Here is a 13040-nt window from a genome sequence, read left to right as displayed (position 1 = left end):
GCGAATAATAAGAATTTAAAAGATATTCTTCTTAATAAAATTACCCAATGGCTTATCTTTGATTCCTTGCCACAAGGCTGTATTTTTTAGCTTGGTACGTAATTCCAAACTTTTATCGTGGCTCACTTTACGAATCACCGCCATACCGTAATTAACTGGACTTGTCTTGACTTCCATTAACTCAAAATGAGGAGAAGTTTTAATGTATTTATCGATAACATATCGAGGACCATCCCAGTTGCAATATTCTGGATAAATGTCATGCAACACGATATATCCGCCAATCGCTACATGAGGGTAAAAAAGTAGAAAATCTTTTTCGCATCCTTCTTTGGTATGATCTCCGTCAATATAAATAAAATCTATAGGTTCGCTCAGAATTTCATGAATTCTTTCTCCTACGGCTACAGAGTTCGATTTATGAAACTTAACTCTATGCGCTAGTTGGGCATTTGCTACAGAATTTTGAGCGTATTCTAGTGGATTAGGTAAGTAGGCACGATGATAGGGGGGAGCGGGTATGATATCCTCAAATAGATCGATTGAATTAATCTTTCCCGCGCCTCCAGTTTGTTCTAATCCAGCAGCTAGCCAAATTGTAGAAATTCCCGTGAAACAACCAATTTCTACTACATTTTTTGGGGCAATATTGCCCGTAAGAGATTTTAAAAACTCTCCTTGCGATGGCGAAACAGAAGCAGGATAAGTAAATTTTTCCCGATACATTTTAACTAGAGTTTCTGCCCACGCATCAGGACTATTTTGTAAGTAATCTGGTATTTCGTAACCGAGACTCTCATCGTTAATATCTGGAAATAATTCCTCAATTAACTGCTGAACTTCATTTTTTTGTAAATACAATTGTCCGCTAATTTGATGTTGCTTTAAGTTCCTATCTGTAGCAATTTGAGCAATACGATCTGGCGTAATTTGAAATCTATGAGATAAGTGTTCGAGCGAATACAGATCGTTCGTGACAGATTCTACAGCCATAGTTATTTTCCTAAGTAAATTAAGGCTTAAATTATTTGCGTATTAGAGAAGGTATTAGCCGAAGTTGTAGACCAATCAGCATTAACTAAAAACTTGCAGAGGTTAGGAATACCCGGATTACCCGTACCAAAGAAATCACCTCCATCTACGCTAACATTCGCAGCGTCTTCTATGTGGTCGAGTACTTCTCTATCGGCGTGAGCTAGATGTAATGTTACCCGATACATACCTTGAACTAAAGGAAAATTCTTAACCCGGCATAAAATATAACCTCGGTCGGAATTCAGCGTGAGGTTATGATTTGTAAAAGTACTTTTTAATAAAATGACTCTAACGCCGCGCTCGTCAATCAAATCTACACAAACAACGACGTTATTCAAACGCTCTCCTGTATTATTTGAATAGCCAATTGCAAAATCATAGTTTTTTCCCGATTGTAATGCTGGTTCTTCTTCGCCTTGTTCGTTTAAAAGTTTAAAACTAGAAACTCTTATTCTTCCCGAGCCACTCCGATCTCTTCTTTGACTTAAGGGAAGTTCTTTAGCTGTACCGTAAGCTTTTTCTAGGTAAGCTCTGACAACTTCTTCAGAACTAGCATTTAAACTAACAATACCAGATTCAAGTAAAACACCTCGATTGCAGAGAGATTCTACCGTACTCATGCTGTGACTGACGAATAAAATTGTCCGTCCTTCTCTGGCAACATCTCCCATTTTTCCCAAGCATTTTTTCTGAAACTGCACGTCGCCGACTGCCAGTACTTCGTCTACAATTAAAATTTCTGGTTCTAAGTGAGCCGCAACCGCAAAAGCTAGCCGCACGTACATCCCAGAAGAATAGTATTTAACTGGAGTATCTAAAAATTTCTCGACTTCAGCAAAGGCAACAATTTCATCAAATTTCTGTTTAATTTCAACTCGACTCATGCCTAAAATAGAGCCGTTGAGAAAAATATTTTCTCGACCTGTAAGTTCATGATGAAATCCCGTTCCTACTTCCAAAAGACTCGCGACTCTACCTTGAATCCAAATCTCCCCTTTTGTAGGTTCGGTAATTCGGCTCAACAGCTTCAAAAGTGTAGATTTTCCCGCGCCATTGCGACCGACAATTCCTAAAACGTCGCCTTGTTTCACTTCAAAAGAAACACTTTTTAAAGCCCAAAATTCTTCTTTAGCTGAACTATCAGCTGTGGATTTTGCTAAAAATTTATGTTTGATAGATTTGGCAGTACTAGCGATCGCATCCCGTAAAGTTGAGTTTGGCTGCTGATGGCTGATGAGATATTTCTTTCCTAAATCTTCTACCCGTAATACAATATTAGACACGCTCTCAATCCCCACTAAATAACATCTGCGAAAGTACGTTCGGTTTTCCGAAAGTACCAAATGCCGCTGACTAAAAGTACAGCAACTAATATTGTAGATAGAAGAAATCCAGGTAAATAAATGGTTGATGCGCCGCTTAACGTTGCCCAACGAAAGCCATCAATCACCCCTACCATTGGATTTAACGAGTATAGCAAGCGCCATTTTTGCGGGATAATGCTACTACTGTAAGCGACTGGCGAAATATAGAAACCAAACTGAACGATAAACGGTACAATGTGCCGAAAATCTCGGTATCTCACGTTTAACGCTGCTAACCACAATCCACCACCAATTGCAGCGGCGATCGCGATCGCCGTAAAAAATGGTAGCGTTAAAATTCGCCAATCTGGGACAAAATTGTACCAAATCATCAACGCTAATAGCAGCATCCCAGAAATTAATAAATCTACGAAACTCACAATCACCGAACTAGCCGGAACAATTGCCCGAGGAAAATAAATTTTAGAGACTAAATTAGCATTATTAATTAAACTGAGGCTAGACTCTGATAAAGAGTTAGCAAAAAACTGCCAAGGCAACATGGCAGCAAATACAAGCAGTGGATATGGTACGCCACCAGAAGGTAGTTTTGCTAAGTTTCCAAAAACAAATGTAGAAATTAACATTGCTAAAAATGGTCGAATTAACGCCCAAGTAATGCCAATCGCTGTTTGTTTATAACGGACTAAAATATCTCGCCAAGCTAAGAAGTAAAATAACTCGCGATAGCGCCATAAATCTTGCCAATATAATGCTTCCGTGCGTCCTGCTTTAATTGTTAATTCTTGCGGTTTCGTCTGCATACTGTCGCTTCTTCGTTTCCTATTTTGATTCTTCAAGCTTGAGATATTGTTGCCAAAAACTTATGGAAGTCAATTCAGGCGCAGCAGTTTTCCATTCTCTGACGATTGCCGACCATTTTCTAGTACTTAGAATAACAATCTTAAGCCAGCGTATTATTAAGTTAATTCCCATTGACTTATCTAATTCGTTTTGTAATAAACAACTATTTTCTTCTCGATAAATAGTCACTTTCTTTTTCCTAAAAACGCGACTAATCGTCCCAGCATGAGCGCTGTTTTGCCAAAGCATGACTTCGCCGTCGCTCTGAATAAAATTTGGGAGTAAATGACCGTTGATCGTCAATAAACTTGCTAATTTCTGCCAAATTTTAGCTTTCGTTCTGGGTGGACTAAGCTGAGTTTCCAGATAATAGTTTGGCTGTAAAGTTTGAGTCTTGTAACTTTTGCTCAATTGAACTATTTCTTGGTGTAATTTTTCGGGAGAGTTCTTTTTGAGAAGATTTGGTCCTTGAAGGTAATCTTCAAAAGCTCTGACTATCATCTCGGCATAATTGTATTCAAATATTAATAGCGCGTAAATTAAATCCTGAGTAAATTTAAACAGCGTGTTCGTATACTTTATAGTTCCATAAATAGTTCGTGCAATCAGATTATTGCGAGTGTAGTAATAACCATCCCATACGATAACTTTGCTATAAAATGGTTCGTGCCAAGCAGCAATAGATGGAAATGCTACAATCTGCTTACCCAGCCGCCTTTTTATCCTGAGACCGAATTCCATGTCATCTATCTTAATAAAGAAAGGTAGGAGAAATCCGATTTCCTTAACAAACTGACTGGGGACAGCGAAAAACCAAAAACCCCCGTAATCTATATCATCTTCTGATAAGAGTAAGTTCAGAGAATCAGTTTTTTGGAGTTCGAGATTGTGCTTAAGAGGAGCAACGCGAAACGGTGCTTTCTTAAAGCTTTGTGGGTCTTTATCGTATGCGGCTCCAGCCTCATATAAAATATGTTTTTTATATAAATCCAGCATACTACCAGCAACAGCAAAATCTTCTTTAGCGTATTCGTAAATGCCGAATAAACGATAGATTGCCTCTGTATCTAGTAAGATATCGTCGTCCATTAATAAAAGATGAGTGTAGCAGTCGGATTGTAAGGCTGTCACCATTCCTTTTGTAAAACCACCACTTCCTCCCAAATTTTCATTTGGAATTAACTGAAGTTTATTATTGGAGAAGTCATCTTGACTTAAGGTTTGACCGTTATCAACTACAAAGATTTGCCAAGACTTATTCTCTAATAAAGGATCTTGAAAAATTGTCTTGACTGTATTTTTGATATATGCTTCTTTTTTAAAAGTACAACTAATAATTGCCAGCGAAATATTTCTCACAGGTTGTTCTTCAGTGACGATCGCTCCCTCTACAAATATGCCGCGATCGCTCAAGCACTGAATTTCTAAATAAATTCTGCTTTGAGGTGTATGACTTTGCTGGAGAGTAGGTAAGGCAATTCTAACGCCATCTGTCATTTGGCACTGTTTGAATGTCTCTTGTCCGAGTAATTCTCGCTCTCGTTCGTACCCTTCTCGATAAACTGAAACTTGAAAATCACCATTTAGTCTCAACAAATAGTAAAGAGAATTTAAGGTAGTATATTTAGCATAATAGCTTTCATAAAAAGAGTTGAAATAAGAGTTGGTTGAGACAATTTCATTCTGCGCTAGAGCGATCTTTCCTGTCTCGCAGTCTACATCAATACCCCCAGTTTTACTGCTGGCAAAGTATAAGTTGAAAGTGTCCTCCGTTTTCGGAAAATTAATGCGATTTACTACGTAGTACATACATCCTCTATCGGCTTAGAAATTTCGATTTTGCTCAAATGAATTTTAAACTACTAAATCCTGATGCTCAGATTTTTCTAAGCCTGATTTTTCTAAATTGAGATATCGCCGCCAGAATTGCAAAGAGGTCAGTTCTCTTCTTGCCTGCTGCCATTCTCTCGTTACCTTCGACCATTCAATTCGACTTTTCAGTGCAATTGCAATCCATCGAACTAGCAACTTGATTCCCCTCGATTTGTCAAGCTCATTTCGGTATAAACATTGACCTCCTTCTTTAAAGATGAGAATTCTTTTCTTTCTAAAGGCTCGCGATCGCCGATCTGCATGTTCGGCTGTTTGCCATAGTAATACATCTTTGTCTTGTGTAAAAACGTTGGGGAGAAAATGACCGTTAAGAGTTAATAAACTGACAAGTTTCTCCATGAAAGTAGCCGTCGAGTCTTGTTCTGTCTGGCGGTGGGATGGTAAGTTATGATATTGGATATGTTGAGTTTGACAACTACGATCGAGTTGAACAATTTGACTGTGCCACTGTTCGGGATCGGCGTGCTGAAGAATTTTTGCCCCTTGGAGATAATCTTCAAAAGCTTGAATAAGCATTTGAGCGTTTTTATAGTCAAAAACTAACAAACTGGAAACAATAGCTTTCGTAAAATGTGCGATCGCATCTGCATACCTTAAAGTTCCATGCATGGCTTGAACGATCGAGTCGTTTCGGTAATAGTAATAGTTCCAAATTGAAGATTTCGCGAAAAAAGGTTCGTGCCATACCGCAATCCCAGGAAAAGCTACAATTACATCGTTGCCATACCTTGCTTGAATTCTCAAACAGAATTCAGTGTCATCTACCTTAAGGAATAAAGGTAGGAGTAACCCGACTGATTCAAAAATTGTTCGCGGGACGCTCAAAAAGTAGAAACCTGCCGAATCTATCGGTTCTGTTTCGACGAGTAGATTTAGATTGCTGACGTTTTGCAAGTCGAGATGATGATGTAATCTAACTATATTAAATGCTTGAAAATCTCTATTATGTAGTGCTTTATTATACAAAGCGCCTGCTTCATATAATTGATGCTTTTGAGATAAATCGAGCATACTACCAGCTATAACTAAATCGTGTTTGGCATATTCGTTTAAGGTAATAACTCGATAAATGGCTTCGCTTTCTAGCTCTATATCGTCATCTAATAACAAAATGTGAGAATTGCGATTGCTGCTCAAGGCTTCAACGATTCCTCTCGTAAATCCACCACTCCCACCAATATTTCTCTGACTAATTAATTTTGTTTTGCGATCGCTAAATTCCGAGCAACTTAGAGTTCCAGCATTATCTACGATTAAGACTTCTATCAATTTACTTTGTAATAGTTTATCCTGTAAAATAGTTTTGATAGTTCTTTTGATAAAAGCTTCTTTTTGAAAAGTACAAGCAACAACTGCTAACGATACTTCGCGTTCTGGTAACTGTGGAGTTGCGAGAAAACTTTCTCGGAATTTTCCCGATTGACTCAAGCATTCTAATTCAAAATAGATTCTACCTCGCTCAGTTTTTATTTGTTGCAGTCCAGGTAGCTCGATCTCTATTACCTTGCCTATCTTGCAGTTGAGAAATTTTTCTCGACTGAGTAATTGACGACAATTTGCTTCAGAAACCCTACTAGATATTTCTCTATAAACAGAAACTTGAAAATCTCCCTCTAGGTGCAGCAAATAAAAAAGTCGATCTAAAGTCGTGTACTTGGTGTAAAATGTTTCGTATAAAGAATTGAAGTATGAATTAGTAGAAATCAATCCTTGTAGAGCAAACACCACTTCTGGAGTCTCTGCACTATAGTCGATTGCTGCTTTATCGTTGCATTGTATATATAATTTAGCAACTTCTGCCGATTTTGGTAGTTTTGTTCTACCTACTATATGCATGGAATCTCCTACTGAGTTTTGATTCGCGGGCTTTAACTCCTGTGAAGTTGGGGGAGGATTGAGTGTTTAAATTCCAATTCCCCCACACGCCGTTCTAAACGCGCGCTAATTCTCGATTCGCTTTTTCTGATGTATCGTCGCCAGCTTCTACGATTTTCTTGTAGACCATCAGCGCTTGAGCCACTACTTGATCCATGTTGTAGTACTTATAAGTTGCTAGCCGTCCTACAAAATGTACTTCTGGTGTCGCATCGGCTAACGCCTTGTATTTTTTGTAAAGTTCGGCATTTTCCGGTCGCGGTACGGGGTAGTAAGGATCGCCCTGGGCGCGAGGAAACTCATAAACGATACCTGTTTTTGGATGTTCTTGCCCGGTGAGGTACTTGAACTCTGTAACGCGAGTATACAGGTGTTCGTTAGGGTAGTTCACGACGGCAACTGGCTGATGCACGGGCGTATTGATAGTTTCGTGCTTGAATTCCAACGAACGGTATGGTAACTTGCCGTAGCGATAATTGAAGAACAAGTCGATGGGACCTGTATAGATCATCTTGCCAAACGGTATGACATCCAGAATTTCTCTGTAGTCAGTGTTCAGCATCACCTTAATATTGGGATGAGATAACATCTTCTCAAACATGCGGGTAAAGCCGTGTAGTGGCATGGCTTGATAAGTATCTGTAAAATACCGATTATCGCGGTTCGTGCGCGTCGCCACCCGGGAAGTCACCGACTTATCCAGTTCAGATGGGTCCATATCCCATTGCTTGCGCGTGTAGTTGCGGAAGAACTTTTCGTAGAGTTCTCGACCGACCTTATTCACGACAACATCTTCAGAAGTGCGAATGTATTCTTTGGGTTCTGCTACCGAGGCAAAGAAATTTTCCAGCTCAAAAGAAGTGAGACTCAATCCATACAGCCGATTGACCGTATCGAGGTTAATTGGAATCGGGACTAATTGACCGTCTACGCTAGCCAGTACGCGATGTTCGTAAGACCGCCACTGAGTAAATTGCGAGAGGTACTCAAAAACGTCCCGAGAGTTTGTGTGGAAAATGTGGGGACCGTATTTGTGAATCAGAATACCATCCTCATTGAAGCAATCGTAAGCATTGCCACCTATATGCGATCGCGTATCGATTATCAGAATTTTTTTGCCTAACTGACTCGCCAGTCGTTCTGCTAAGACGCTACCTGCGAAACCCGCTCCCACAATTAGGTAATCAAACATGACGATCGATAGCTCCTTTTAATTTCCATTTTCTGTAGAATTCGATATGAAATATCTCAAATATTTGAAATATTTTTGCTGCTCGTAATAATTGCTAAATTTATTGATTCAGCAGCACTAGAAAAGCATGTTAACCAGTCTCACCTTAGTAGCTACCTCTCACGCCCTTCTATCATATTTCTATTTGCTATTTGCGATCGCACATATTCAGTAGGCTATATAGTTTTCCTACAAGCTCACTTCTATCGAAAGGGTGAGATTCGCAATATTTTTAAGTATATTAAATTACGCTAGAATCAAATCTATTTTTTGTTTACTATTTACCAATATAATTGATGAGATGGTAGTTATATACTCCAAATCGTATAGCGATCGCGATCGCTCAATTCTATGTTTGGTAATCAATTATACAAACCCTGATTTGGCGCGAAGGTGCAAAAGTACCTTGACTCAATGTCCTACTCACTAGTTTCAGTCAGTGGTAATAACAGCGTATGCTCGATTTTTTCTCGAACTTCACGACTCACAAATAAACTATTAGTTAAACATTTTGCCAATAATAAATTAGCATCATAATATTGTTTCAACATTTGTTTCTGTTGCTGGCTGAACTGCCAATTATGCCCAATATTGCGCTTTAGCCGGACTTGTTGTTTTAAATGCTCCGTCCAAGCTTTACCATTAACTTGCCACCACTGCTGAAACTGTTGTTTGTTTCGACCTAAGTTGGATAACTGCTGTTTCATTTTTTGCAACTCTCGTGCTAGCTCTGGTTCGCTATTACGAGCGCGAAATATTGCCCGGTTTAATACTCTTTCAATCATGCGTTCTGGATCGGAAACGCGATGTATAGATTCAGGCAAAAGCAGAGTGCGATCGAGAGCAAGATCGAGAGCAAGACTAGGTTCAAGAGTGCGATTAAAGTTAACTTCTAAAGTTCTAGAAATCTCAAAAGTACTACCAAAAAGAGATAAGATATGAGCGAGCGCTAAATCGTAATAAAAAGCTTTAACTGTAGCAGATTTAGTATTAATAGATGCAGCAGCAGCTTTGCAATTCACCCAGTGTAAAAATCTTTGCAAGCTTGGTTCTAATATTAAATTGTCAGTTTTTTGCTTCATCATCAATAGGAAATAATCAGCATTTTTTAGCATTCCTACAGTTAATAAAGCAACCTCTCGCCATCTTTTATCTGTAACTAGGCGATCGCTCAGTCGTTCTAACGTTAAATTTAACGTTTGAGGCGGAGACTGAGCAATTTTTCTAGCTGTAAAGTACTCTTGAAAAGTTAAATGAGAAAATGAATAAATTCCTCGCGCTCGTTCTACCAATAATCCATGTTGGGCTTCAATCGACTGGAGTATTGCTGTACTATCACACAAATCTATTTTTTCTCCCTGCAAGACGGATTCTACATAGTTAATAATATACTGCTCTAGTTCTTGCTGTTTTAAAAAGTATTCACCTTTGACAAAAGAGGTAAATGCAATGTGACTGAGTAATTCTTCTTTATGTTGTGTTGATAAATTTTGATAAATTTGTTTCCGTTCAATGTTGCGTTTAGCATCCCACTTTCTTAAAAGAAGATCTACCCCTTCTCGATAAATTTCTAATCGACTAGCAGGAAGATTAGTTTCTTCAAAGATCGAGCATAATAAAGTAAGTAGTAAGGGATTATTTGCCAATTCTCGAATCGACGCATTACACCTTAGTGTCTGTAAGAACTTGGGTATTTTATCTGGTTTTTGAGCAAACCATTTGCTAGCAAATTCAGCAATGTTATTATCGTCAAAGTCTCCCAACTCTACTTCTACAAATTCTTCAATAGTAAACTCTTGAGCTGCTGTCCGACAAGTAATTATAAAGCGATTACGGTCGAACTGATTATAAAAGCTATTAATTGCAATTAAAACTCTTTCGCTATCTATATCTCTAACTTCGTCAAGTCCATCTAATAAAACTAGTATTCTACCTTGTACTAGCAAATCTTTAGCAGTATTTGGTTCGACTCCATAATTATCAAAAATTGTTGAAATCCACTCTAATAGCGTTGGGTGATGTTCTAATTCGGTAAAAACTTTTAAGCTAATATAAATTGGGATCAGATCCTCAAATAATCGTCCTTGAATACACTGGATTGCGAGATATTTTAAAAAGGTAGTTTTGCCAGAGCCAGGGTTGCCCAAAATCATCAATTTGGGATATTTCTCAATCGCTTTTATGCCTGGAATTAGCTGGGAAATATCGGGATAAAAATGCGAGCGTTTCGAGTGGCGATCGAGACGAACACTTAGTAAATCGTTGATACTTAAGCGTTGGTTTCTCCCAATCTTCTCTAAAACATTTACGTTAGTAAAAATATCATTTAATTTAGTGGGCTGAGACATATTCAGGATGCGCACGATACCGCACTTCGATTCAATATAGGTGCGTGTTTTTTGCCTAACATCTTTTACAAGCGTCTCAACATCATCTTTTGAGGTAACAATCAACTCCTCTAAACTAAATTCATCATCTGGTATTTCCGCGATCGCTTGCCAAGGTAATTGTAACTTCTGACAAATTTTGTGAAAGTTTTCTCGCCCAATCGGTTTACCAACGAAAAATTTTTGTACCGTAGCGCGAGAGATTTCCAATTCATCAGCAAGCGAAAGTTTAGACTCAAAATTGAGCAGTGATTGGTTAGCGCGACTAATACCGATAGTAGATGCTTTGAGCGATCGCCCAGCCCTTTTTCCCATTACAAAAACCTTTATCAGTTATCAGTTATCAGTTATCAGTTATCAGGGAACGGGGAACAGTTATCAGTTAATTCTAACTTACGACTTACGACTTACGACTTACGACTTCTTCAAGATGCTGAAGTATTGACCAAAAAACTTCTGTTGGTTCGAGTACTTCGCGATCTTCTAGCAAGTCAGGTTTTTGTGTAATCAAAAGTGGACCTTCACTCAACCCTGTATGCATACCATGACAACCACCGACAAGCGATCCATCTAGAGGAATAACATCCATGAGGTAGCGGAAACCTAACTGCTTTTTGAGCAGAGTTAAGCCTAATTTCGCTCGGGGAAACTTGAGCTGAGGATCGAGAAACAGTTCGACGGGATCGTAACCGGGTTTGCGGTGAATGTCCACTGTCCTAGCAAAATCGGGAGCGCGGCTGTCGTCCAGCCAGTAATAATAAGTAAACCAAGCCTTCGAGTTGGCGATCGCAATGAGTTCCCCCGATCGCGGATGATCGAGATGGTAAGCTGATTTATCTGCCTCATCTAAAACTCGCTCGACACCCTCCGTTGCTTCTAGTATGTCGCGTACCTTGGGGATGTAGGCTGGATCGTTAACATAAACATGGGCAATTTGATGGTCGGCAACCGCAAAGGCTATACTTGCACCAGCATCCAGTAATTCCCGCCCTAATTCTTCTCGTACTGCTAATAAACCATTTTCCCGCAGGATTCGATTTAAGTGAACGGGTTGAGACACTGATGTAATCCCGTACTCGGACACAACTATAACTTGAGTGTTGCGCGCTTCATAGAATTGAATCAAATCGCGACAAACGGTATCAATTTCTTGTAAATCTTTTGCCACCAAACTTGCATCAGCGCCGTACTTTTGCAAGCAATAATCTAAATGAGGCAAATAAACCAGCGACAATGTGGGGCTATAGCGATCCTCCACCCATTTTGCTGAATTAGCAATCCATTGGGTAGACGCTATCGAGGTGTTAGGACCCCAAAAATTAAATAAGGGAAATTGACCTAATTCAGTTTGAAGTTGCGATCTCAAGTTAGCTGGCTGGGTGTAAATATCGGGAATTTTTCGACCATCAGCAGGATACATCGGTCGTGGGGTAACGGCATAATCGACCGTGGAGTACATATTGTACCACCAGAACAAATTCGCGCAGGTAAATGTAGGATCGTACGAACGCGCCACTTCCCAAATTTTGGGAGCCTGAATTAATTTGTTAGACTGTCGCCAAAACTTGATTTCGCCCTCGTCTCGAAAATACCAACCATTACCGACAATGCCATGTTCGTTAGGATATTTCCCTGTTAAATAAGTCGCCTGTACCGAACAAGTAACCGCAGGTAACATCGATTTAACAGGAACGACTCGCCCTCGCGCCGCCCAGTTGGACAAAAACGGCGTATGCTGTCCTAAAAGGTTGGGTGTTAAACCGACAACGTTGAGTACAACAGTTTTTTTCATTAGCATTTAGCTTTATGTCGCGACGCGATACTTTTTTGAAATGCCGCTCTTGCAGTTAACCTTTGCACGTATTCCAAAACAGCAGGATATAAATTTAAATCTACCTTGGACATTGTTTGCTTGATGTCGTTTACCACATCTGGATAAGCGCTGACATCCATTCGCATCATAATAGGAATATAAGCCAAGAGCGCACCCACTGCTACATCTGCTATAGTAAAACGATCGCCTGTTAAAAAAGGTTGTTGTTGAAGAATTTGATTAATCGCTGTTAATAATTCTGGGACTTCGTGGAGATTTTCTTTAACAAAAATTGCCGACGAAAGTGTAGAATTACCGAATAAAATCCATTGATTTAAGAGCGATCGCCGTTCAAAAGCGATCGGTTCGCCATACTTTTCAGCAAGATACAGTAATATCGCGCCAGATTCCCATAATTGAAAATCTCCATCTGCGATCGCTGGTAATCTTCCCATCGGATTAATAGTCAGAAATTCAGGCTGTTTGTGGTCTTGAGCCTGCATATCTAACTGTATGTATTCATAGGGAATCTGCAATTCTTCTAAATACCATTGCACGATTGAAGCACGGCTAAGAACGCCACCGTAGAGTTTTAGCATGATTAGAGGAGAGTGGAAACTAAAAAGGACAAGGGGGAC

The 13040-nt window shown here is 39.4% G+C and carries 9 protein-coding genes; all 9 read right to left on the bottom strand.

Annotated elements, in window-relative coordinates; genetic code table 11:
* Window positions 1–15: 15 nt before the first annotated feature.
* Window positions 16–993 (bottom strand): O-methyltransferase, encoded by a 978-nt coding sequence (locus C7Y66_RS16795; protein ID WP_106546476.1) that lies wholly within the window; start codon window positions 991–993, stop codon window positions 16–18.
* Window positions 994–1019: 26 nt separating this feature from the next.
* Window positions 1020–2318 (bottom strand): ABC transporter ATP-binding protein, encoded by a 1299-nt coding sequence (locus C7Y66_RS16790; RefSeq protein ID WP_233222718.1) that lies wholly within the window; start codon window positions 2316–2318, stop codon window positions 1020–1022.
* 14 nt (window positions 2319–2332) lie between these two features.
* Window positions 2333–3163 (bottom strand): ABC transporter permease, encoded by an 831-nt coding sequence (locus C7Y66_RS16785; RefSeq protein WP_106546474.1) that lies wholly within the window; start codon window positions 3161–3163, stop codon window positions 2333–2335.
* 19 nt (window positions 3164–3182) lie between these two features.
* The gene (locus tag C7Y66_RS16780) at window positions 3183–5012 is read right to left on the bottom strand and encodes a glycosyltransferase (protein ID WP_106546473.1); all 1830 of its coding nucleotides are present in this window, start codon (window positions 5010–5012) and stop codon (window positions 3183–3185) included.
* Window positions 5013–5057: 45 nt separating this feature from the next.
* Window positions 5058–6932, bottom strand: coding sequence for a glycosyltransferase family 2 protein (locus C7Y66_RS16775; protein ID WP_106546472.1), 1875 nt, complete (start codon window positions 6930–6932; stop codon window positions 5058–5060).
* 94 nt (window positions 6933–7026) lie between these two features.
* On the bottom strand, window positions 7027–8163 hold the full coding sequence (gene glf / locus C7Y66_RS16770; RefSeq protein ID WP_106546471.1) for a UDP-galactopyranose mutase: 1137 nt from the start codon (window positions 8161–8163) through the stop codon (window positions 7027–7029).
* A gap of 458 nt (window positions 8164–8621) precedes the next feature.
* Entirely contained in the window at window positions 8622–10904 is a 2283-nt protein-coding gene (locus C7Y66_RS16765; RefSeq protein ID WP_106546470.1) for an NACHT domain-containing NTPase, read from the bottom strand.
* 85 nt (window positions 10905–10989) lie between these two features.
* Window positions 10990–12381 (bottom strand): alkaline phosphatase family protein, encoded by a 1392-nt coding sequence (locus C7Y66_RS16760; protein WP_106546469.1) that lies wholly within the window; start codon window positions 12379–12381, stop codon window positions 10990–10992.
* A complete protein-coding gene (locus tag C7Y66_RS16755; protein ID WP_106546468.1) occupies window positions 12381–13001 on the bottom strand; it encodes a glutathione S-transferase family protein in 621 nt (206 codons plus the stop codon). Before C7Y66_RS16755 ends, C7Y66_RS16760 begins: the two co-directional genes overlap by 1 nt.
* Window positions 13002–13040: the final 39 nt, after the last annotated feature.

It is taken from the genome of Chroococcidiopsis sp. CCALA 051, from assembly GCF_003015105.1.
Lineage (GTDB): Bacteria > Cyanobacteriota > Cyanobacteriia > Cyanobacteriales > Chroococcidiopsidaceae > Chroococcidiopsis > Chroococcidiopsis thermalis.
The sequence above is the reverse complement of the archived record's forward strand: the minus strand, read 5'-3'. Positions and strand labels throughout refer to the sequence as shown.